Origin of the sequence: Calothrix sp. FACHB-168, from assembly GCF_963889195.1 — a bacterium.
In the GTDB taxonomy this organism is placed as follows: Bacteria; Cyanobacteriota; Cyanobacteriia; order Cyanobacteriales; family Nostocaceae; genus Aulosira; species Aulosira anomala_A.
Genome location: NZ_CAWPNJ010000035.1, coordinates 61,122 through 85,507, shown reverse-complemented (window position 1 = coordinate 85,507; position 24,386 = coordinate 61,122). Strand labels below are relative to the sequence as shown.

17 protein-coding genes are annotated in these 24,386 nt (G+C 38.8%); 9 read left to right on the top strand and 8 right to left on the bottom strand.

What is annotated here, in order from left to right:
* Positions 1-78: 78 nt before the first annotated feature.
* The gene (locus AACW45_RS21565; protein ID WP_190634637.1) at positions 79-891 is read right to left on the bottom strand and encodes a biotin--[acetyl-CoA-carboxylase] ligase; all 813 of its coding nucleotides are present in this window, start codon (positions 889-891) and stop codon (positions 79-81) included.
* Between the two features lie 235 nt (positions 892-1,126).
* Between AACW45_RS21565 and pgeF the strand changes: the two genes are divergently transcribed.
* Positions 1,127-1,930, top strand: coding sequence for a peptidoglycan editing factor PgeF (gene pgeF / locus AACW45_RS21560; protein WP_190634635.1), 804 nt, complete (start codon positions 1,127-1,129; stop codon positions 1,928-1,930).
* 8 nt (positions 1,931-1,938) lie between these two features.
* Here pgeF and AACW45_RS21555 read toward each other — a convergent pair whose 3' ends face one another.
* The 3 genes from AACW45_RS21555 to AACW45_RS21545 all read right to left on the bottom strand — a co-directional run bounded on the left by AACW45_RS21555 (position 1,939) and on the right by AACW45_RS21545 (position 4,804).
* The gene (locus AACW45_RS21555; protein WP_190634633.1) at positions 1,939-2,574 is read right to left on the bottom strand and encodes a type I restriction enzyme HsdR N-terminal domain-containing protein; all 636 of its coding nucleotides are present in this window, start codon (positions 2,572-2,574) and stop codon (positions 1,939-1,941) included.
* A 33-nt stretch (positions 2,575-2,607) separates the two neighbouring features.
* Positions 2,608-3,165: a Uma2 family endonuclease gene (locus tag AACW45_RS21550; protein ID WP_190634632.1), complete on the bottom strand. Its 558-nt coding sequence runs from the start codon at positions 3,163-3,165 to the stop codon at positions 2,608-2,610.
* Between the two features lie 175 nt (positions 3,166-3,340).
* A complete protein-coding gene (locus AACW45_RS21545; RefSeq protein ID WP_190634630.1) occupies positions 3,341-4,804 on the bottom strand; it encodes a hypothetical protein in 1,464 nt (487 codons plus the stop codon).
* A gap of 328 nt (positions 4,805-5,132) precedes the next feature.
* On the opposite strand from AACW45_RS21545, the gene AACW45_RS21540 reads away from it, so the two are divergent.
* Positions 5,133-6,530 (top strand): amidase, encoded by a 1,398-nt coding sequence (locus AACW45_RS21540; protein WP_190634627.1) that lies wholly within the window; start codon positions 5,133-5,135, stop codon positions 6,528-6,530.
* 227 nt (positions 6,531-6,757) lie between these two features.
* On the top strand, positions 6,758-10,435 hold the full coding sequence (bchH, locus tag AACW45_RS21535; RefSeq protein ID WP_190634625.1) for a magnesium chelatase subunit H: 3,678 nt from the start codon (positions 6,758-6,760) through the stop codon (positions 10,433-10,435).
* A gap of 386 nt (positions 10,436-10,821) precedes the next feature.
* Here the strand turns inward: bchH and AACW45_RS38445 are convergent, their stop codons facing one another.
* On the bottom strand, positions 10,822-11,994 hold the full coding sequence (locus tag AACW45_RS38445) for a CHAT domain-containing protein (protein WP_373462075.1): 1,173 nt from the start codon (positions 11,992-11,994) through the stop codon (positions 10,822-10,824).
* Positions 11,995-12,099: 105 nt separating this feature from the next.
* Positions 12,100-12,291 (bottom strand): plasmid partition protein ParG, encoded by a 192-nt coding sequence (locus AACW45_RS21525; RefSeq protein WP_277880421.1) that lies wholly within the window; start codon positions 12,289-12,291, stop codon positions 12,100-12,102.
* Between the two features lie 422 nt (positions 12,292-12,713).
* Between AACW45_RS21525 and AACW45_RS21520 the strand changes: the two genes are divergently transcribed.
* The 3 genes from AACW45_RS21520 to AACW45_RS21510 all read left to right on the top strand — a co-directional run bounded on the left by AACW45_RS21520 (position 12,714) and on the right by AACW45_RS21510 (position 17,763).
* Positions 12,714-13,217, top strand: a complete 504-nt coding sequence (locus AACW45_RS21520) for a tetratricopeptide repeat protein (protein WP_199331197.1) — start codon at positions 12,714-12,716, stop codon at positions 13,215-13,217.
* A 184-nt stretch (positions 13,218-13,401) separates the two neighbouring features.
* Complete coding sequence (locus AACW45_RS21515; RefSeq protein ID WP_190634621.1) at positions 13,402-14,832, top strand: CHAT domain-containing protein; 1,431 nt, start codon at positions 13,402-13,404, stop codon at positions 14,830-14,832.
* Between the two features lie 234 nt (positions 14,833-15,066).
* Positions 15,067-17,763, top strand: a complete 2,697-nt coding sequence (locus AACW45_RS21510) for a CHAT domain-containing protein (protein WP_190634657.1) — start codon at positions 15,067-15,069, stop codon at positions 17,761-17,763.
* Positions 17,764-17,774: 11 nt separating this feature from the next.
* Here the strand turns inward: AACW45_RS21510 and AACW45_RS21505 are convergent, their stop codons facing one another.
* Positions 17,775-18,140 carry a hypothetical protein gene (locus AACW45_RS21505; protein ID WP_190634619.1) on the bottom strand — a complete coding sequence of 122 codons (366 nt, stop codon included), beginning with the start codon at positions 18,138-18,140 and terminating at the stop codon, positions 17,775-17,777.
* A gap of 232 nt (positions 18,141-18,372) precedes the next feature.
* On the opposite strand from AACW45_RS21505, the gene AACW45_RS21500 reads away from it, so the two are divergent.
* The 3 genes from AACW45_RS21500 (at position 18,373) to AACW45_RS21490 (ending at position 23,628) form a co-directional block, all read left to right on the top strand.
* Complete coding sequence (locus tag AACW45_RS21500; RefSeq protein ID WP_190634617.1) at positions 18,373-20,442, top strand: ABC1 kinase family protein; 2,070 nt, start codon at positions 18,373-18,375, stop codon at positions 20,440-20,442.
* Between the two features lie 362 nt (positions 20,443-20,804).
* Positions 20,805-22,805, top strand: coding sequence for a hypothetical protein (locus AACW45_RS21495; protein WP_190634615.1), 2,001 nt, complete (start codon positions 20,805-20,807; stop codon positions 22,803-22,805).
* A gap of 85 nt (positions 22,806-22,890) precedes the next feature.
* Positions 22,891-23,628, top strand: coding sequence for a GxxExxY protein (locus AACW45_RS21490; RefSeq protein ID WP_190634613.1), 738 nt, complete (start codon positions 22,891-22,893; stop codon positions 23,626-23,628).
* A gap of 71 nt (positions 23,629-23,699) precedes the next feature.
* On the opposite strand, the gene AACW45_RS21485 is transcribed toward AACW45_RS21490, so the two are convergent.
* Complete coding sequence (locus tag AACW45_RS21485; RefSeq protein ID WP_190634611.1) at positions 23,700-24,221, bottom strand: DUF4878 domain-containing protein; 522 nt, start codon at positions 24,219-24,221, stop codon at positions 23,700-23,702.
* Between the last annotated feature and the right edge of the window lie 165 nt (positions 24,222-24,386).

Here is a 24,386-nt window from a genome sequence, read left to right as displayed (position 1 = left end):
TTTTTGCTAAATAATCTAAACAGAATGATGCCGGTGGTTTGTCTTGCCCAAAGAGCGAAATTTTAAACAAACCTTAAATTAAACCGAAGATTTTTGGTAACCCAAACTGATTGTACCGGGTTGAATGTAAATTTCTGGTAGAATTGTTTCCTTTGTATTATAAGTTTCTAGGTTAACTCGTAAATTACCCTGAGGTGTCACCCCAACTATTGTGCCTACGTGGTCGTTAACTTGGATGCGATCGCCCATATTCGTCAGTAAATCTAGATAGCGAGATAAGAGTACGTTTACTCCTTCTTTAAAAAGGCACTGAATACCGGATTCTATCCCTAATAAAACCTGAGCAGTTAACATTTCTAGACAAGCAATGAGTTTGACAGGCTGAGAAGCTTGCCATAATTCTAAGTTGATTCCGGTGTCTGGCACGGGATTTGCCCAGTTAATTCCTACACCAATAACTGCTTGGGTAATTTTCCCCTGATTAACTTTAGTCTCCGTTAAAATACCACCTAACTTCCGACTGTCTAAAACTAAATCGTTAGGCCATTTAATTCCGACGTTGATACCGCAGTTACGCAATTGTGCTGCAATCCCCCAAGCAGTAGCAAAGGTGAGTTGGTAACTGTCTGTAGCTGCTATTTTGGGGTGCATTGCTACGGAAATATATAATCCCCCATCTGCTGAAATCCACTGGCGACCCCATTGTCCGCGCCCAGCCGTTTGCTGAGTCGCAATTACTACGCATCCTGGTTCCGCCCCCTGTGCTAGCAAATTCCAGAGGGTTTGATTCGTTGAAGCTACACTATCAAAAATATGCAAAGAAAATGGTAAATATGAATACTGCCGCCCTGAATCCAAGGCTGCTGTCAAAGTTTGCAAATCAAATCCCACGCAGTTAACCTAAATCCCGTTCTACAAGTTAGCATTAATTGATTGGCAATTTTAAATTTGAGACTACCGATTTGAGATTGTTTTAGTTCATGCCTTCAAAAGCACTTGACGACAGTGCCAACAACAGCGAAAATCCCAAGGGAAAGTTTGCTGAATTGGTAAAAGCAATCCAAAATCCAAAATCCAAAATCCAAAATTGTTTGGCTGATGTTTTTCTGTTTAGGTTTGGTTTAAGATGCACACTTGGCACTGGCGCAATTGGCAAGGAATGCCCTACCTTACTTGTAGTCTCCTCGAACCTTGGTCACACGGATTTTTTACCCATCCGTTTTGGCCGCGATCGCCCCAAGAGTTAACACAGGTGCTACAACCAGAGGCATCAGTTTATCGCTTGAAACAGGTTCATGGCAATACTGTACTCACCCCGCAGGAAGTTGAAACGAAGTTAATTACCGGTGGGGATGATGTAGATGGCGAAGGTGAATCTGCTTTAGCTTCTGCAGATGGTTTAATTAGCGAGAAAGCTTTGCAAGCTGTATGGGTAGCCAGCGCTGATTGTACGCCTGTGTTGATTGGCGATATCAAAACCGGACAGGTAGCCGCAATTCACGCAGGTTGGCGGGGAACGGCGAAAAAAATTGTCCCTCAAGCGATCGCCCGTTTACAAGCCCAAGGTAGTCAGTTAGAAGATTTGCGGATTGCAATGGGGCCTGCGATCGCTGGTGAGGTTTACCAAGTCTCTGTGGAAGTAGCGGCAGAAGTTGGGGGTAGTATTATATCACATGAAGACGCAAATGCAATAGTTGATGCTTTGCACGAACTGGCTAATTCTCCTTTAATTGCTGATGATGAGGCGGGGAAAGTCAAATTAGATGTGCGTCGGGTAAATACTTTACAAATAGAAGCTTTGGGAATTAGCGGCGAACAAATTGCGATCGCACCTTATTGTACCTATCAAACACCAGAGCATTTCTTTTCCTACCGCCGAGAACAACAAAAAAAGGTTCAGTGGTCAGGAATTGTGAGTTTTGGTAATTAATTTATCATTCAAAGTGCGATCGCGTGAGTGATTCGCTTGAGAATTTGGAGAATTGCATACAGTTCTCTATTAGAAGTAAATAAAGCAAATACCCGCGATAAATCATATTGTGGTGTAGGGTTTTGCGTTAATTTAATAAATAAAACATCATCTCCATTAGTCACCATCCCAAAAACAGGTTTATCGGGGTGAGGATTAGCCATGAGATAAGCTAGTGCTTGCGGTATAGCTGACCAAGCCGAAAGCGTAGTTTTTTTGGACTCTAATACCACTACCCAAAACTGATTTTGCAGCACCAAAACATCAATTCTTCCCCGCAATATTTCCTCCCCATCATTCAGCACCAATTCTACAGATGCTTCAGCCTGAATCTTAAAAGGTGGGTCGTAAAAACCTGCTAATGCTAATAAGGGGGACACTACCAATAACATGACTGTCCCTTCTAATAAATCACCTTCACCACGATGATACAGATATCTACGGCGCAACACATCCAGAGAAGCTTTTTCAGATTCAGTAATTTCTGGTAATTCTGTAACCCATTCCGTAAAAAATTCCTCAGATTCATTCCGAGTTAAATTAAATCGAGTTTCCGTATCTTTTAGGGTGGTAATTGCTTCTGTAATTGCTGTTATTTGCGTCATAGCTTTTTACAGACATAAAGTGCTAACTTTAAATTAGGGAAGAAATAATTCTGAAAATGGTATGGTAATTTCGGGAAAAGCCAATGGCGCTATAACTGCATCTTCAGCTAAAATAACTATATCTTGATAGCCTGATTCTGTTGGCTGACGCAAAATATAAACTTGGCGTTCAATAACATCTAAAATCCAGTAATCTGCGATATTGGCTTTAGCATAAATCAGAGCTTTTTCATTAAAATCAATGTCAAAAGTACTATAAGAAACTTCAATTAACAGTAATATTTCTGAGGATATCGGGTGATGATCGCCATAGGCTGCTGGATCGATGCGGACTACAGCGATATCTGGTTCTGGTTCAGAAGTCGCCAAAGTAATAGGTAGCTGCATTCTTACATGAGCTTTTCCCATTAGTTGGGCTTTAAAATAATCACATGCTCGCTGGGTTGTACCCGCATGGGGTGGTTTTTGTGGACTCATTTGAATTATCCGACCATCTAAAAGTTCAACGCGATCGTTAGCATTCAGAATACCAGCATCAATCATCCGATGATACTCTTCCACCGTCCACAGGCGATTTTGAGTAGCGGTCATGGTTATGACTCCCTATATTCAAGACTACTGTTTTCTATTGTCTCTTATTTGTTATTAGTCAACAGTCAACAGTCAACAGTCAATAGTCAATAGTCAACAGTCAATAGTCAATAGTCAATAGTCAAAAATCATAAATTTTGAATTTTGAATTTTGAATTTTGAATTTTGAATTAGTTTATTCTCCCTTAATTTCCTGATATTTCTGTTGATATGTAGCTAACTTCTCTTGCACCTGTGGCGACACAAACGTACCTGCGGGAATCGCTTTTAGTAAATTTATTGCTTCCTGTAATTTCTCCTTAGCTTGTGTCATAATTACTGCTTCTTTAGGTGCATTTTTGATGATAAAAGCCGCTTCTTGAGCTAATTTATCGGCAGTTTCTAATTTTGAGGCTGCATTTTTCTCTAGGTTTACTCTTTTGCTAATAGTCGTATAGTTACCCCGATATGTAGCTAATTGAGTTTGAACTTTACTAGAAACAGATGTACCTTGAGGCGAAGATTCTAGCAATTTGACGGCTTGTTGCCATTTATCTTGTGCTTGTTGCCAATCTTTGAGCGGTAAGGGAGTTTTTTGCACTAAAACTGCTGCTTCCATACCCAGCTTTTGAGCAGATTTTAAATTAGATACAGAAGTTTTTTCCTGTTTAAGCTTTTGCTCTTGTTGGATATGCATAATATAATTTGTTGCTGTCCAAGTGCTAAAGCCTAATACCAATACACTTACACCCAAAGCGAAAAACTTCTGTGTTTTGTTGTCAGCGATTAGTTGTCTTAATCCTGCTATTGTTGGATGCTTTGGTAGATTATTTAAGGCTATTTCTGCCTGCTCTAATAAAATCTTTGTATCTACAATTAAATTGTGAATTTTTTCTTGAAATAATTCACACTCATAAATAATATCGGCTAATGCTTGGCAGTTACCACCACTAGAGATGATGAATCCATATTCATCGTCAAACCACTCTAGCTCTAAGCCAGAATTACCGCAAAAGGCTGATAAATTGAGTAGTATTAATAAAATATTTTGCGTATTCTTAATATTTTCAAATACTTCTGTAGATTTTTGCTGTAGTTGCAATAATTCTTCTTGAGAATTAACAATTTGCTGATGTTGCTGCTGTAAAACTCTAGATTTACCATAAGCTAAGTCTATTTGCAGCTTGGCTTCGAGTTTTTGGAATTGGCTGGATAAGCTAGGATAGTTAATATTACTACTAAGTTGGTTAATAAATTGGGCATTACTTAAAATATCTTCAGAAATTGTCTGTAGTAATTCTCCCCATTCTAACCAACGGCTAATTTTTGCTTCTAAATCGTTGAAAGATAGCTTATTAGCACCAGTACCAAATTTTTCGGCGATGAATTTTTCGCCAGTTGTCAGTAAAGGTGCAACGAAACAACTATCAGAACTTAATAGAGAATTTTCTGTACTTCCAGCAGCTGCGCTACCTACTGAACTATTAATTTTTGCAACAGCTAATTCTTCTGCGATCGCACTTTTTAAATTACGCAGTTTTTCTTGAATAAAATTTAGCCGGATAATTTCTTGCTTAATCGCATGAGAATCACCAATAGTGAGCTTAAGACTCTCAACAAGTTTTGTCAATTCATGTAGCAGCTTTTCCAGATTCGCCATAAATACCCCTTGGGGATGGGTTGAAAGATTATGCCAAACAATTAAAATGACTGTGCGGCTTGGCGATCGCAATTTTGGATTTGAGATTTGAGATTTTAGATGGGGGATTTGAGAGATGTGGGATGTAAAATCTCTGGAATTACCAAAATCTCAAACCAGGCTATTTCCGCATGTGGTATTACAAAAAAACCACGCCTGTTGCAGCTGAGTATCCTCGTTAATGAAAAAATCTCAGGAACTGTAAAGATATAGTTCCCAAAAATCCTGTTAAAGTAACAACTTAAGTTAGAATTTTGCAGAAATTTTGCAACTACCTCGTAGTTAACGCATGAATGAAACTGATTTAGCTTTTACTCCCGCATTAGATTTGGCGCAATTAATCCGTCGCCGGGAAATTTCGCCTGTAGAATTGGTAAATATTTATTTAGGAAGAATTGAGCGATTAAATCCGCAATTAGGAAGTTATTTTACAGTGACGGCAGAATTTGCGATCGCAGATGCAAAAGCCAAAACTGAATTTCTCGCCACTAATTCCCAACTCCCGCCTTTTTTTGGCGTACCGATTTCCATCAAAGATTTAAACGCTGTCGCAGGTGTCCCCTGTACTTACGGCAATCCGGCATTAATTAACAATATCCTCAACTATGATGATGGGGTAGTAACGCGAATTAAACAAGCTGGGTTTGTGATTTTAGGTAAAACCGCCACATCGGAGTTAGGTTCTTTTCCTTACAGTGAACCTGCGGGTTTTCCTCCGGCGAGAAATCCTTGGAATTTAGATTACACCCCTGGCGGTTCTAGTGGTGGTGCTGCCGCAGCCGTCGCTGCAGGGTTGTGCGCGATCGCCCAAGGTTCCGATGGCGGTGGTTCCATTCGGGGGCCTGCGGCTTGTTGTGGTGTGGTAGGTATCAAACCATCACGGGGAAGAGTGACAAACGCGCCTGTAGGCGATCGCTTGGCGGGAATTGCCACTAACGGCCCCCTTACCCGTACTGTTGCGGATGCAGCAGCACTTTTAGATACTATATCAGGTTATTTCCTGGGCGATCCTTATTGGTTACCAGAACCACAGTCATCTTTTCTCGCCGCTACAGAAAAACCACCAGGGGAATTACAGATTGCTTACACTACTATCATTCCGCCTCTAGGTGCAGCAGATGCTAACTGCGAGCAAGGCGTATTACAAACAGTTAAGTTATTAGAACAGCTGGGGCATAAAATAGAAGAGAAATCCCCAGATTTTAGCGGCTTAATCGAACCATTTCAAATTGTGTGGCAAGCTGGAGTGGGTGCGGCGGGAATTCCTGCGCCAGCATTACAACCATTCAATCAATTTTTGTTAGCGCGATCGGGTTCGGCGGCGGAATATTTAAAAGCTGTGGCGCAAATGCAAATCGTATCGCGGCAAATCATCGGGTTTTTTCATAACGTGGATGTATTGGTACTTCCAGTATATTTACATACACCGATTAAAGTGGGAGAATGGGCAGATTTGAGTCCAGAAGAGACATTCCAAAATATTATTAACTGGATTGCACCATGCCCGGTAGCAAATGCGACAGGACAACCCGCGATCGCAATTCCTGTCAGCTTTGATAGTAACGGCGTACCCATTAGCGTACAGTTAGTTGGTAAACCTGGTGGAGAAGAAACACTCATCAGCCTAGCCGCACAATTAGAAGCTGCTAACCCTTGGTTACAGCATCGCCCAGGGATGGCGGTGTAATTTTATGCCAGCCTCATAACAACAAATCTCAGAAATTACCTTGTTTGCAGATTTATTACAGCAAATAAGGTAAATTTGCAACCGTAAGTTTAAGTATAATGACAAAATACCAATAAAACGACCCTGGCTTTTGAAGGGGGTTGGGGGATCTGAGTACGTAAGTTGTGAGGTTTTACCTTGAAAAGCGAATTAAGATCGAGATCAAGAGATATTTTATAACTTACTGCATGAAACGCATCGTCTTGATTGCTGGGTTTGAATCCTTTAACGCTGACTTGTATAGAAAAGCGGCGTTTTTAGCTAACTCTCGCTGTTTAGATTTGGATATTCGCGTGTTTAGCGATCGCGATATTACCACCAAGCGTCAGGAAGTAGAAACCGCACTCCAAGGCGCTGAGGTATTTTTTGGCAGTTTAATATTTGATTATGACCAGGTTTTGTGGCTGCGCGATCGCATTTCGCAAATTCCCATCCGTCTAGTGTTTGAGTCGGCTTTGGAATTGATGAGTCTAACCAAGCTGGGCGATTTTGCTATTGGCGATAAACCCAAAGGTATGCCCAAACCAGTAAAATTTATTCTCGATAAATTTAGTAATGGTAGAGAAGAAGATAAACTCGCTGGTTATATTAGCTTTTTAAAAGTAGGGCCGAAATTACTCAAATATGTGCCAGTACAAAAAGTTCAAGATTTACGCAACTGGTTAATTATCTACGGTTATTGGAATGCTGGTGGTGTAGATAATGTTGCGTCATTATTTTGGACATTAGCAGAAAAATATTTAGGCTTAAAAATTGGCGATATTCCCGCACCTGTGGAAACGCCAAATATGGGTTTATTGCATCCAGATTATCAAGGTTTTTTTGAATCACCAAAAGCATATTTAGAATGGGGCATGGGGCATGGGGCATGGGGCATTGGAAATACAGATAAGTCAGATTGTCCAGTTGTTGGTATTTTACTGTACAGAAAACATGTTATTACAAAACAAACATATATTCCCCAACTAATTAGACGTTTTGAAGCGGCTGGTTTAATTCCCTTACCAATTTTTATTAATGGTGTAGAAGGGCATGTAGCTGTCAGAGATTGGATGACAACTGACTATGAAATTCAGCAAAGAGAACTTGGTAATATTGAAACTCCTTCTCTTTCCAAAGAAGCGGTGAAAGTTGATGCTGTTGTGTCTACAATTGGTTTTCCTTTAGTTGGCGGCCCTGCAGGTTCAATGGAAGCAGGGCGACAGGTGGAAGTTGCTAAACGCATTTTAACAGCAAAAAATGTACCTTATTTTGTTGCTGCACCGTTATTAATTCAAGATATTTATTCTTGGACTCGTCAAGGAATTGGCGGTTTACAAAGTGTAGTTTTATATGCTTTACCTGAACTCGATGGGGCGATTGATACTGTTCCCCTGGGTGGTTTGGTGGGTGAAGATATTTATTTGATTCCCGAACGAGTACAGCGATTAATTGGTAGGGTAAAAAGCTGGATTAATTTACGTCAAAAATCTGCATCAGAGCGGAAAATAGCGATTATTTTATATGGTTTCCCTCCTGGTTATGGGGCTGTGGGTACGGCTGCTTTATTAAATGTGCCACGCAGTTTATTAAAATTCCTCAAGGCATTGAAAGAACAAGGGTATACCATAGGCGATTTACCGGATGATGGGGAAGAGTTAATTCGCTGGGTAAAAGAAGCAGATGAAAGTATTAATGAAGGAGAGAAAGATACAATCCCTGCTTCAGTTAACGTTCGCACCTTGGAGAAATGGTTAGGCTATCTCCGCACTTCTCGCATTGAAAAGCAATGGAAATCTTTGACGGGAACGGGGATTAAAACTTACGGTGATGAGTTTCAAATTGGCGGCGTACAGTTAGGAAATATCTGGATAGGTGTGCAGCCGCCGTTGGGTTTACAAGGCGACCCGATGCGGTTAATGTTTGAACGCGATTTAACTCCCCATCCCCAATATGCAGCTTTTTATAAGTGGTTGCAAAATGAGTTTCAAGCTGATGCTGTGGTGCATTTTGGAATGCATGGAACTGTGGAATGGTTACCGGGTTCGCCTTTAGGAAATACGGGTTATTCTTGGTCGGATATTTTATTAGGAGATATCCCTAATCTATATATATATGCGGCGAATAATCCTTCAGAGTCAATTTTGGCGAAGCGTCGCGGTTATGGGGTATTAATTTCTCATAATGTCCCGCCTTATGGTCGTGCTGGTTTGTATAAGGAATTGTTGGCTTTAAGGGATTTGATTTCTGAGTATCGGGAAGATCCAAAAAAGAATTATGTTTTAAAGGAAGGTATTTGTCGGAAAATTGTTGATACGGGATTGGATGCGGATTGTCCGTTGGAAGATGCGAAAAGGTTGGGGATTCCTTTTAGTTATGAAAATGTGCGGATGTTTAGCGCCCATGTTTTTGATGATTATTTGGTGAAGTTGTATGAGTATTTGCAGGTTTTAGAAGGGCGGTTGTTTTCTTCTGGGTTGCATGTTTTGGGGGAGGAACCGGATGAGGAAAAGTTGGCGGGGTATTTGGAGGCTTATTTTGGAAATGAACCGCAGAGGCGCAGAGAACACAGAGAGGAGGAGGAAGAAATTAGAGATTTATTAATGCAATCGACTGATGAGTTGGGGAATTTGTTGAGGGGTTTAAATGGTGAATATATTCCGCCTGCGCCTGGTGGTGATTTGTTAAGGGATGGGCCGGGGGTGTTACCTACGGGGAGAAATATTCATGCTTTAGACCCTTATAGAATGCCGTCGCCTGCTGCCTATGAACGGGGTAGGGAAATAGCGCAAAAAATTATCGCCCAGCATTTACAAGAACATGGGAAATATCCGGAGACTGTGGCGGTGATGTTATGGGGTTTGGATGCGATTAAAACTAAGGGTGAATCCTTGGGGATTTTGTTGGAATTGGTGGGTGCTGCACCTGTGAAGGAGGGAACGGGGAGAATTGTTCGTTATGAGTTGAAACCTTTGGCTGATGTGGGACATCCGCGAATTGATGTGTTAGGAAATCTATCGGGTATTTTCCGCGATAGTTTTGTGAATATTATCGAGTTATTAGATGATTTGTTTCAACGGGCTGCTGATGCTGATGAACCTGAAGAAAAGAATTTTATTAGAAAACACGCTTTGGCTTTAAAGGCGCAAGGGGTGGAGAATGTATCTGCAAGGTTGTTTTCTAACCCGGCTGGCGATTTTGGTTCGTTGGTGAATGACCAAGTTGTTGATGGTAATTGGGAATCGGGTGAGGAGTTAGGTAATACTTGGCAAAGTCGCAATGTGTTTAGCTATGGTAGACAAGATAAGGGACAGGCTAGACCTGAGGTTTTGAATACTTTATTAAAAACAAGCGATCGCATTGTCCAAGAAATTGATTCGGTAGAATATGGTATTACCGATATTCAAGAATATTACGCTAATACTGGTGGATTGAAGAAAGCCGCCGAAAAACAGCGCGGAAAGAAGATAACCACTAGTTTTGTTGAAAGTTTCTCGAAAGACACCACACCCCGCAATTTAGATGATTTACTGCGGATGGAATACCGCACGAAGTTAGTAAATCCCAAATGGGCGCAAGCAATGGCTAATCAAGGTTCTGGTGGGGCGTTTGAAATCTCCCAACGGATGACGGCGTTGATTGGTTGGGGCGGTACTGCGGATTTTACTGATGATTGGGTATATGACCAAGCTGCGGATACTTACGCCTTAGATGCAGAGATGGCGGAAAAGTTACGCAAAGCCAACCCGGAAGCCTTTCGGAATATAGTAGGCAGAATGTTAGAGGCCCATGGGCGGGGTTTTTGGCAAGCAGATAAAGATAAGTTAGATAAGTTACGTCAGTTGTATGAATTAACTGATGAAGAGTTGGAAGGCGTGACAAGTTAATCCTCATGACAGAGTAGAGGTGCATCAGCTTGTGCTACAACCTGGAATGATTGAGTTATGGGTATCTTACAGCAGTTTTCACCTATTTGAACCACATCTATCGTAGGGAACACCGACAATCTTTTGGTACATACAATAATTTTACTGATGCCGTGCCCCTACAGCGTGGTCTATTTACCTGAAAATATCTGTAATATCGCATAGATGATCTCCAGGTTATTTAATTTTTGTCTGCCGAGCTAGCAAATGAAATAAATTGTTATCCACCCTGAAGCTCTAAAAGAGCTTGATGCAGCAATAGCTGATTATAAAGCTCAAAAAGTAAGCTTATGACTAGATTTAGTATCTGAAGTGGAAAATGTTATTCTTAAGATTCAGTATGTCTATTATTTATCTAAAGACCAGACTTGAAGTTTTTTATATTGATATAAGATTGGTATACCACTTCTACCACCCTGTGATATTAAAAAAACATCTCCTTTATGATTGATATCTGAAACATCAAAAGTTTGAATGTAGATATCATTAACATAAAATATAGCTTTTTTATCCTTGACAATTAAACTTAATTTATTTGCGTCTTTATCTGAAAGATTAATATTTGATAATTGACCATTATAATAGTCCCCTGCTGGTGATTTGAATTTCCATTCTTTCGTTGAACTAATCACGATATCGAAACCTTTGCGATTAGAATCGTTTAAATCATTGCTTGTATTATCTTTAAACGCAAAACCATAAGCCCAATTATCCGCAAGTGTAGCGTAATAGGGGTTATCAAATTGGCATTCAATAATAAAATTATGAAGATACACATTTGTTATACGTTTAGCTAGTGTTCCACCTCTTATATGCTCGCCTATATCACCACCTTCGCTATTTGAAAGTAATTCAGCCTGCTGCTTTAGCATTCCTAGCTGGACTAATTGAGATACCTGCTTAAAATATTCAGATGTCTCTGATGCTGGTTCGTTGATTACTGAAAGCTGCTTTTGGGGTAAATTTTCCTTCTCATTAATATTTGGCTTCTTCTTGAGAACTGGAGTAAGTTGCTCTGGAATACCTGCTAACCTAATTGCAGCACAACCAAATTTATGAGCAAATTCCACGGGCTTTCCTGCACCTAAAGCATCGTAAAAACCTACAGCAAATTCAATTGCTGCTTTATCTGGGATCGCCTTTTTCATACCAATTACATAATTAACATGTTGTGCGATCGCTTCTGCTTGCACTTCCGAATAACAGCCATTGAGAACAACACACTCAACTTGCTCTGCAAACAGTTCAAACAATCCCGCTAAGGCTTCGCCATCAACTAGCTTTGCTGAACCTGTTTCATCTTCAAATACTAAACCCTCATCCCCTGTTCCATGGCCAGAAAAATGAATAATAGAAGGATTGATATCCAGCATTGCTCGCTGGATGTCTCTCGGTCGCACTGCCCACTTCTGTTCTAAGATAAACTGATCGCGTTGCCTTGCTCGCTGTAATCCTTCTCGAATATCTCGCACCTCCTGATCTAAACGTAGTTGTGAAGTACCTTGAGGATTTGCTGTCAAAATTAAGATTGTTTGTACCATTTACTTAAACTCCATTTATGTAATTTGATAAGGTTTCTCAGAACTGGTTTTACCAGTAGCCAGACCATTCAATTTGGTTTACTGCTATAGTCTCTTTATCTCCCCTGCTTGGGAAACCTCGTTGCTTTCCAGCCATTGCTCGATTAGCTCAATGACTACTTGGCTCATATTTTTACCCCGCATAACGCAGGTGGCATGAAATCGCTTCTTCAAGTCATCCGTGATGCTAATATGCATTTCTTTACCTTTGCTACTTATGTACGTAATTCTTCCCAAACCTACAAATGTAAAAATGGCGATTCCGCAAAAATACTATTTAAAACGTGAAAGCGCTATTTGATAGAGTGCTTTGGGAGTTTCTTGGTTAATCCGGCGCAAAAGTTTCCCATTTGATATCTTGCACCTACACCCTTTAAGGGTACAGGTGCAAGATTCAGATACTTGAGACTCCTGTGTAGCCGTCACGGCTTCCCCTATACCCAATTTTTTACATAACCCCCTCACTCCCAAAGATATAGACAAACAGCAAAGGAAAATTGCTTCACTTTTTCAAACTGCATAAGTTCTACTAGCTGAGAACTATAGAGCAGTGAGACAACCAAAACCAAGGTTTTGCATCACTAAAGCAGCCAATGTCACGTTGTCTCTACTAGCAATGTTCACGACTGTTTGTCATTTATTTTATTGGAGAACAAAAAATGAAAGGTATTAAAGGTTTAGCCTCTTTGATGGTTGTATTTGGCTTAATGGTTTGCGCTCCTAAAGCTAACGCCCAAAATTTACCAACCAACGATTTGCAAACTCAATTCACTCAATCAAGCACTGATAAAGATAACTTCAAAACCTATATTAGCCAAGGCTTTACATTGTTAGAAAAGGATGATTATCGCGGCGCTATTCAAGCTTTTAATCAAGCAATCCGAATAGTACCCAATAATCCCTATGGCTATCTTGGTAGAGGTTTTGCTTACTTTAACTTAAAGCAATATCAAGAAGCTAAATCTGATTTTGACCAAACTATTAACCTGGATTCTAATATTGGTTATGCTTATTTGTTCCGAGGTATGTCTAATTACGCCTTGGGAAGTAAGCAGCAAGCAATTTCTGATTTGCAAATAGCAGCAAATATTTTCCAAAAAGCCGGGGAAACAGAAATGGCTCAAAAATCTCTTGATGCTTTAGAACGGATACGGAATGCATAGATTTTAATTCGTAATTCGTAATTCGTAATTTACGCGATGGCTGCTAATAATGTGGGGTGTGTTGTCGCGTAGCACAATGCACCTACAATTATTAAATGTCCCATAACATCAGAGATTACATCCCCAGGTATAATGATAAATTTAGAGAAAACTGTCGAATAAAATTATTTACAAATAGGAAAATATGCAACGCAAATTAGCTCTGGTATTTATTAGCTGTGTTACTTGCTTGACATTGCCTTTAGCCTCAACTATAGCATTAGATAAATCGTCAGTTTCTTTAAAAGATATAAATAAAACATCAATATTAGAAAAGCAAACTCCTACATCTCAAAATCTCCTCAAGTCTCTAATTGCGCAAAATCAAACCACAGATGCATTAGAAATTTCTGAACGCGGAAGGGAAAGAGCCTTAGTAGATTTATTAGCTCAGAGTTTACCAACAAAAAATGCAGATACGCCCAGAGTTGAGGAAATTAAGCAAGTAGCTAAAAGTCAAAATGCTACCCTGGTGCAATATTCTCTGTTACAGGCGGATGTGACTGTTGATGGTAAAAGACAAACTCAAGATTCTGAATTGGTAATTTGGGTAATTCCGCCGAATGGAGAAATTTCTTTACGTAAGGTTGATTTACAAGCTTGGCAACAAAAAAATAAGACAAGTTTAGCAGATTTGATTAAGCAAATTCAACCCACAAGTAGAGCGAGAAATGAGTTAAATAAAGGTGGGATTATAACGACGAAAAATAAACAAAATAATTCTGATTTAACCTGGAAACAATTACATCAATTACTAATTCAACCAATTGCTGACATTTTACCAGAAAATCCAGATTCTAGAGTTATTTTTATTCCTCAAGATAAGTTATTTTTAGTACCTTTTGCAGCGCTACAAGATGAAAATAATAAATATTTAATTGAAAAACATACAATTTCTACTGTACCTGCAATTCAGGTTCTAGATTTATTAGCAAAACGCAGCGCTGCAAATACCAATGCTAATCAAAATGTGCTGGTAGTTGGTAATCCTACCTTACCTAATAAACCGTTATATGAGGATGAAAAATTTAAACAACTACCACCGCTACCAGGTACAGAAAAGGAAGCAAAAAGTATTGCCAATATCTATAATACTCAAGCTTTAATTGGAGATGCGGCAACAGAGACAACTGTTGTCCAGCAAATGTCCAACGCTAGGATGATTCATTTAGCAACCACAGGATTTTTAGCACAAGCTTTAGAAATTCCTGGTTTATTGGCGTTTGCACCATCGAGTCAAGATGATGGTTGGTTAACTAGTAGTGAAGTTAATAAGCTGAAGTTAAAAGCAGATTTGGTGGTTTTAAGTACTTGTGATTCGGCTTTAGGAAAAATCACAGGTGATGGTGTAATTGGCTTATCTCGTGCATTTTTTGTGGCGGGTGCAAATAGTGTAATTGGAACTTTGGGCGATATTCCTGATGCACAGACTGCGGAATTAATGACGGAATTTCATAAGAATTTGAGTAAAAATTCTGATAAATCTGCGGCGTTACGGCAAGCGATGTTGGCGACGATGAAACAAAATCCTAATCCGTTGGATTGGGGGATGTTTACATTGGTGGGTTTGCCGTAATAGAAGGCAGGAGGCAGGAGGCAGATGGCAGAAGAATATACAGCATATTTCAGGTAAATGAGGTACGCGCTTCGGGGCATGGCAGTGCCAATGCCCCTACAATTAACGATTATTTGTATCTCACCAACTTGCAATTCGCTGTATATAGGCAATAGCTATTTTGCTATACTTACTCTGCCTTTTTTTGCTAATTTTATAATTCATAATTCATAATTCATAATTCATAATTTTATGATGCGTTTTTATAAAAGTAGCTTTGGAATTTTCGTTTGTTTATTAGCGATTGTTTCTACTTCTTCTGTTTTTAATTTGCCTATGGTAACAGCATCGCGAGTTTTAGCACAAACAACAGATGCACGTAAAGCTGAAGCAGATAGATTGTTTCAGCAAGGTATTAAGCAGTTTCAAACCAGTCAATTTACAGCAGCATTGCAGTCTTGGCAACAAGCACTGTTTATCTATCGCGAAATCAAAGACCGTGATGGAGAGAGTTGGGCACTGGGCAATATCGGTGTTGCCTACCGTAACTTGGGAGACTACAAAACAGCCATTGAGTACTATCAACAATTGTTGGCGATCGCACGAGAAATTAAAGACCGTCAAAATGAGGGTAAAGCACTGGGAAATCTCGGTGTTGCCTACCGTAACTTGGGAGACTACAAAAAAGCTATTGATTACCTACAACAAACCTTGGCGATCGCACGAGAAATTAAAGACCGTAATAGTGAGAGTAAAGCACTGGGAAGTCTCGGTGCTGCGTACCTTGATTTGGGAGACTACAAAAAAGCCATTGAGTACCTACAACAACAATTGGCGATCGCACGAGAAATTAAAGACCGTCAAAGTGAGGGTGCAGCACTGGGAAATCTCGGTCTTACCTACTATTCCTTGGGAGACTACCCCAAAGCTATTGAGTACTCTCAACAATTGTTGGCGATCGCACGAGAAATTAAAGACCGTCAAAATGAGGGTAAAGCATTGGGAAATCTCGGTATTGCCTACTTTGATTTGGGAGACTACCCCAAAGCTATTGAGTACTCTCAACAATTGTTGGCGATCGCACGAGAAATTAAAGACCGTCAAAGTGAGGGTGCAGCACTGGGAAATCTTGGTATTGCCTACTATTCCTTGAGAGACTACCCCAAAGCTATTGAGTACCTACAACAACAGTTGGCGATCGCACGAGAAATTAAAGACCGTCAAAGTGAGGGTGCAGCACTGGGAAATCTCGGTACTACCTACGGTTCCTTAAGAGACTACAAAAAAGCTATTGAGTACTTACAACAACAGTTGGCGATCGCACGGGAAATTAAAGACCGTCAAGGAGAAGGTAAAGCACTGGGAAATATCGGTACTACCTACTTTTCCTTGGGAGACTACTCCAAAGCTATTGAGTACCTACAACAAAAGTTGGCGATCGCACGAGAAATTAAAGACCGTCAAAGTGAGGGTAACGTACTGAATAATCTAGGAGCTTCTTATTACAAACAAGGCAATCTCACTTTAGCAGAGAGTACCTTGTTTGAAGGCATAAAAGTTTTAGAATCTCTGCGAGGTCAAGAATTAAAAGATAGTGAGAAGGTCTCAATTTTTGAGCAACAAAGTAGAACTTATCGCACTTTACAAAAAGTTCTCATTGCTCAAAATAAAACTGAAGCTGCTTTAGAAATAGCTGAACGCGGACGAGGACGCGCATTTGTCGATTTACTCGCTTCTCGATTATCTGCTAACTCCAAAGAACAATTCCCGACTCCACCAAACATTAAAGAAATTAAACAAATTGCCAAATTACAAAATGCTACACTTGTTCAATATTCAGTAGTTACAGATGATTTCAAAATAGCAGATAAATCACAAGCTCAAGAATCAGAAATATATATTTGGGTAATTAAACCTACAGGTGAAGTCACATTCCGCAAAGTTGACCTTAAACCTTTATGGCAAAAAGAAAATATAGATTTATCCACATTAGTTAACAGTGTTCGCGCTTCTATTGGTGTGGTAGATATTAATAGTCGGGCTGGTGGTATCGTTGTTGCTGATAATAATGTAGATAAAACTCAGCAAAATAAACGCCTAAAGCAATTACATGAAATATTAATTAAACCGATCGCAGACAGTCTACCCAAAAACCCCAACGACCGGGTAATATTTATACCTCAAGGTTCGCTGTTTTTGGTTCCTTTCCCCGCGCTGCAAGATGCAGACAATAAATATTTAATTGAAAAACATACTATTTTAACTGCCCCATCAATTCAGGTATTGGATTTAACACGCAAGCAAAAGCTGAAAAATGGACAAACGAAAATCGGGACAGGAGAAGCTTTGGTAGTCGGTAATCCTACTATGCCGAGTGTAGCTTTAAAAGTAGGAGAAAAACCAATCAAGTTACCGCCTTTACTAGGAGCAGAACGCGAAGCAATTGCGATCGCACCTCTATTAAAAACCAAACCAATCACAGGTAATCAAGCCACAGAAACAGCGATCGCGCAAAAAATGCCGCAAGCGCGATACATTCATTTAGCCACGCATGGCTTACTGGATGATAACCGGGGGTTGGGAAGTGCTATTGCTTTAACTCCATCTGCTAAAGATGACGGTTTGCTAACTGCGGAAGAAATTTTAGATATGAAAATCAATGCAGATTTAGTTGTTCTCAGTGCTTGTGATACTGGTAGAGGTCAGATTACTGGGGATGGTGTAATTGGTTTATCTCGTTCTTTAATTAGCGCAGGCGTTCCCAGCGTGATGGTTTCTCTCTGGGCTGTAGATGATGGTTCTACAGCATTCTTAATGACCGAATTTTATCAAAATCTGCAACAAGGTCTTGACAAAGCTACAGCATTACGCAATGCAATGTTAACAGCGAAAGATAAATATAGCGATCCTTTATATTGGTCTGCGTTTACGTTAATTGGCGAAGCAGAATAATAATTCGTAATTTATGTTTTTAATCGGCGATCGCGGTTGGCTTGAGTTCCCGATCGCTCTCTTCCCGGACGAACCCAAGCAATATCGCGATCGGAATCTAAGGTCATTTGGGTATCGCGCTCAACATCGCTGTGAAAGCCGCCACGGGTGGGGAATCCAAGATTATTGCGCGGACTGGCGAACATGTGATATACAGTTACAGCTTGAGTTCTTTCTATCAGATACTTTTGTGCTAGGGTATCTGCACCTTTAGCATCGCCAACAATAAAAGATTCATTTTCTGCGATCGCGCGATCGATTTCCGGGCGGTAGTATGTATCAAATTCTACTGGTGTCAAGTCAAGGTGTCCGCTAATGAAATTGACAATTTTCGGCATAGGAGATGGGGAAAGCTAACCCACTAACCGCAAGACAGATAAAATTTAACAAATATAACAAATATAATTTAATCACTCTCCTGGATTAAGGATTATTTGCTGAACGGCAACTCAGCTAAGAAATCCTGATAATCTGGAGAGAAAACCGCTCTCTGTTAATAAATCGGGGTGCTGAACGTAAAACATATTGTTACAATACTTTACATAATCAATTCGACCGGTGGCATTCTTCATGATTGTGAAAACACTTCCCCCAGCTTCCCGACCGATCGAGGAGGACAATGGCGGTAGCAACAACCGCCGTGACGAGCTATATGTTGCTGAAGTTGTGTCTACAAATGACACCCAAGGCTTGGTGGTGAAATCGCCAAGACTGATAGCAGCCGAGCAACAAAGAGCCTTGACCAATAAGAGAGAAACTGAGATGACGCGCTACGATCCAGCAGAGATTGCAGCACATTATCAAGACAGACCTCTCCAAGTTTTAGGGCGGATTTTTGCTGTTTTAGGGCCGACACTCTCCTTTGCTTTGGGGTTGTGGTGGGACAGCAAACGGGGAACTGTGGTGAAAAATGACCGCCGCCGTGCTGCACAACTGCGAGAATTATTAACTAAATTAGGGCCTGCGTACATCAAAATTGGTCAGGCTTTATCTACAAGGCCAGATTTAGTTCCTCCTGTATTCTTAGAAGAACTTACCAAACTCCAAGACCAATTACCGCCGTTTCCCAACGAAATTGCCTACCAATTTATTGAAGAAGAACTCGGCGCACCCCCAGAGGAAATTTATACAGAACTTTCAGCCACACCAATTGCGGCGGCTTCTTTGGGACAAGTTTATAAAGGTAAGCTAAAAACTGGTGAAGAAGTAGCAGTTAAAGTCCAGCGTCCTGACTTAAAAGAACGAATTACCATTGACTTATATATTTTACGTCGCATAGCTGGTTGGGCTAAGAAAAGCTTTAAACGAGTACGTAGCGATTTAGTTGGGATTCTCGATGAATTAGGCGATCGCATTTTTGAAGAAATGGACTATATACATGAAGGAGAAAATGCCGAGCGTTTTTTCCAGTTATATGGTCATCTGAAAGACATTTATGTACCAAAAATCTACTGGGAATATACCAATCGTCGCGTATTGACGATGGAGTGGATTAACGGGATTAAATTAACTCAAACCCCGGAAATTAAAGCCAGAGGCATAGATGCTCGTTATTTAATTGAAGTGGGGGTACAGTGTTCGCTGCGTCAGTTGCTAGAACATGGATTTTTCCACGCCGATCCTCACCCAGGTAACTTATTAGCCACCTTTGATGGTAAATTGGCTTATCTTGACTTTGGCATGATGAGCGAGATTAAGCCACCCCAGCGTTATGGTTTAATTGAGGCGATCGTCCATGTTGTTAACCGTGACTTTGATGGTTTAGCCAAAGACTACGTTAAGTTAGATTTTCTCTCCCCAGAAACCGACTTAACACCAATTATTCCCGCCTTTGCTAGAGTTTTTGCAGATGCTCAAGGTGCAAGCGTTGCAGATTTGAATATTAAAAGCATCACCGATGAACTCTCAGCTTTGATGTATGAATATCCTTTCCGCGTTCCGCCTTACTACGCTTTAATTATTCGTTCTTTAGTCACTTTAGAAGGGATTGCAATATTTATCGATCCCAACTTTAAAGTGTTGAGCGAAGCTTATCCTTACGTCGCCAAACGCTTGTTAACCGATCCCGCACCAGCATTGAGAGCATCATTGCAAGATTTACTGTTTAAAGAAGGTAAATTCCGTTGGAATCGCTTAGAAAACCTCTTAAAAAATGCGCGGGGTAATGAAGACTACGATTTCAATTTGGTACTTAATCAAGGTGTAGATTTTCTAGCTTCTGAACGTGGCGGTTTTATTCGCGACAAATTGGTAGATGAGTTTGTTAATGGACTCAATGCTGTAGGTAAAAATGTTTTGCATAACTTTACCTATTTACTGCGCGAACAGGTAGGAATTACTTCAATTAACGAAACTCCCGCAGCCACAGTTGAACAACAACAAACCTTAGAGCATATCAAACGAATTTTGAGTATTCTCCGAGATACCCGTGGTTTCGATCCAGTGCAATTTGCGCCTCAGCTTGCGCAATTAATTTTAAATCCAGGAGTACAGCGTTTAGGTCAGCAAATTACTAATCGTTTGTTGCAAAAAGCTTTAACTAAATTAATTCGCGATTTGTTAGCAGCAGATGAGGTTAATCCTAGTGCAAGTGGTAATTTAACCCAGCCAGCAAGGTTATCTTTACCTGCGCGAGTGTAATAATCTTTGTGATATTTCTAAACCCTCACCCTCAATGCTTATTGATAGGAGTGAGGGTTTTTTATTTGGGATGATAGATAGGGCGATCCAAAATAGACTTGTTGCATAAATATTTTGGCGTTGTTGAGTAATCATTAGAAAAGCTTACACATTGGGCGATCGCGTAGTGTCTCCTAGAGAAGTCGTTCTCGAAGAGTAGGCGGAAAGACGAACGCGAAAATTAGGAATTTTGCAAGATTTATCATGATTAAAGCCTTCCCAGAGCATTTTTAGCAGATATATTCAGGATTTTGTTAAATCTTCATATCAGACTGGGCATACTGTAAATATCAAGTCAGTAGCATGTAAACAGGGTAAACAGTATGTTGACAATTACTTGGCAAGAAGAGATTGCATCCTTGAAACTAGATTTGAATAAGGAAATCAATCAAATTTCCCGTAATTCTGAAATTAATATACCTAATTATATTTGCATTAATAATCTGAAATCTAAGTTAGAGCGATTAGAGGAAATAGAAAAAATTCTAAGTATAGATAAATATAAAATTGCTTTTATAGGCACTATTGGTGAAGGAAAAACTACAGCTATCTGCCATCTTTTTAACTTAATAGGCGACTTTAAAGTTACTAAAAATATTGGTGGTAAATCGCGCAATGTAATTGAAACCAGAGAGTTACTCTCAACGGGAGCAGGCAAAACTACTATATGTGAAGTAATTATCAAAGCAGCAGAAAAAACTTCCATAGAGATAGAACCTTACACAGTTGATGAGATGGAAAATATTATTCTCGAATTCTGTGACTATATTGCCAATAAAGATAATCATGATTCAGAGTTAAAAATCACTATTTCTCCAGAAGTTGAAAGGGCTATTAGGAATATTATCGATATGAAGTTACGCTCTATACCAATTTCTGATGATGAAAAAAATAAATTTAAACTAATTGATAAAGCCAAAGAATTATTTGATGCATCAGGAATAGAGATACTTAAAGAAAATGCGTTGAGTAATGCAAAACTTGAATCTAGAACCGCCATTAAAGTTGAATACGATAATCAGATTAATGAGCGAGAATGGATAAAACGTACTTTTGCTGCTGTTAATAATGCTCAATTGGAGGAATTTGCTATTCCTAGAAAAATATATATTTATGTGAGCCATGATGTTTTATCAGGCTCGAATTTATCTCAATTTGAGTCAGTTGTTGATACTAAAGGACTTGATGAGATCCCAATTCGGCAAGATTTGGAGACATATATTGAGAGTCAAGATACCATCTGTCTTTTTGCAACTTCCTTTAAGGATGCTCCGGAAGCTAATATTCGTAAATTAATAAGTTATCACCTCTCATCTAAATCTAAAGATTTTCACCATAGATTTATAACTTTGGTATTTCCTCACAAAAATGAACCTGAAAAAGTGCATGGAGCTAATGAAGACTGGAATTTAGGTATTCAAATTAGAAAACAAGAAATTCAAGATACCTTCAAGAGGTTAAATTTAGATTTTTTCTTAGAAAATATATTATTTTATGATGCTTTTAGATACTACCGTGATGATATTGTCAAGCTGAATACTGATTTTTACACTGAAGAAGATGTACAGACAGATAGAAATGAATTGCTCGCAGCTATAGCGGGTATAGTAGAGCGTAAGCGAAATATTTTATTGGACGAAATCAAAAATATTCGAGATAGCTTTACAAGAATAAAAAACGGTGAGGCTTTGACAGTATCAGAAATCAAAGCTATTGAAAAAGCCATACAACAAATAAAAGATTTACGTGATTTGAGTAAAAGAATACCAAGTTTTGTTTATGAAGTTTTTATTGATGAATATATTGAGTATTATCGGACAGTTTATCGAGCATGGAATACTAAACGTGCTATTAATAGAAACTTCGGTTACTACAAACCCAGGCATATAAATATTTATTATGATATGAGGGTTGTTGCACAAGGAAAGAATGAAGATGAAATGTTGAAGAAGTTTACAAAACAGGTAAAAGAAGAGTTAGAAAATATTTTAAATGAACTGGCATCAGCAAATGAATCGTTCAAGACACTCATTCCTGAATTAGTCATACAATTTAACTCATTATATGACGACTTTATAAGTAAAGTAGGTAGATCTGTTGAACAGGAAGCTAAAAGAAAACTATCACCAAAAAATAATAAAGAATTCTGGAAAACTCTAATTGATCAAAGAGGTAAAAATTATGTAGATAATGTATGCCAGACCTTTAAGCGTGAACTTGAAGCTGAAGAAAACTTAAATAGGGTTTTAGAAATTAAAGCAACAGAGCATTGGAAAAAAGTAGTTAATAAAATATTGCATTTTTTGGGCAATAATGGGCGGTAAGCAGTTTTAAATTGCACTTTAAACTAAAGGGATACAATACAATTGTGTCCCTTAAACATTTTATAAGTATACAATCTATAATATTATGACTAGCTTAAATGAAGAAATATATCGAAAACTAATTATATATAAGAAAAACTACACAGAATATACAAGATGTCTGATTAGAGCCAGTGAGATTATTTTGGATGGAAGACATGAAGAAAAAGTAAGACAATTGTTTCTCTACTTTTTGGTAAATGAAAGCAGACTATTTCCGAATACAATTGATATAAAAGTTGAATTTAATAATCATGATATAGAGATATACAAAAAATCAAATAATGAAAAATTTCAACCATATAAACCTCCAATAGTAATTGTAGAATTGAAGCGTGAAGAAGAAATTTTGCTTAATCATGAAAAGCAAATAGAAGGGTATCTTAAAGAATCCGGTTCTGAAATTGGTATTTTATATAATTATCATCAGATTATCGCTTATGAAAAAACTGGCAATGTTTTTAATAGGGATTATTTCAATAGTCTGAGAGATATAGTACCTTTAATTTCGCAAAAATCTAATAAAACAGATAATGATATATTGGATTTTGAAAAAGCTGTAAATGGAAATTTGGAAAGTTTTATATACTTGGCGCAGAAGTATGGAAAATATGCACTTAACAAAGTAGTGTTTCAAATTAAAGGTGAGGCATTACCTATAATAGGATGTTTCTTCAGATTTCAAGATAACAAAGTCTACTATGATATATACAGTAAATATTCTAAAAAGCAACGTATCATTGATTACCAAGATTTTGAAAAGCTAGTCTCTATCATTTACTAATACTCCTGAAAAGCAAGTAGAACGATCGCACTTCTGTTTCCTAGTAGATTAGAAATGCGATCGCACTTAATTTACCGAAAGATATCTTCAATATCTGGACTAAAATGATAATGAGATATCCGCCAATCTTTATCAGTTTTTACAGTGATAAACTCCATATAAAAAGAACCTTTCTCCTGTTTCATCTCAAGATAAATACTGCGAACATATGGATTACGTTGAATTGACTTAATAACTGAATACTCCTGGCAATTTCCGTATTTTTCTCTCACAGTACTGAGCATCATCGTAATCATCGGCATAGATTCTTTCAACAATCTTACCTGTTCTTGTTTCTGATCAGAATCCATAGAAACTTCGTTGAACAAAGATATCATGCTATTAGTCCATTTATTCACAGCAGCTTCAACATTTCCCTGTTTATAAAGTTCTAATCCTTCTGTAACTATTTCAGGTAGAGTTGCTGTTTCCTGAACTTGAGATATGATGCTATCTAAGTTACGATTAGCAGGAGTTTTAGTATAGGCAGCAGCAATGGGATTGAATAGAATTACTGCTAATGCTAAAGCTGTAACAATTAAAGTACGTTTCATATCCTTTAACCCCCTTGTGTGTTACAAGGTTGTTGTCAAAATCTTTCAAAGCTCTATGAAATCAGGGTAAAAGTTTCCCAAAAAACAATTTATGGCTATGACAAAATAGCTGGTATTGGAAATAAGGGATTTCATCTCATTCTTGTATCCAATACATCGCTAAGG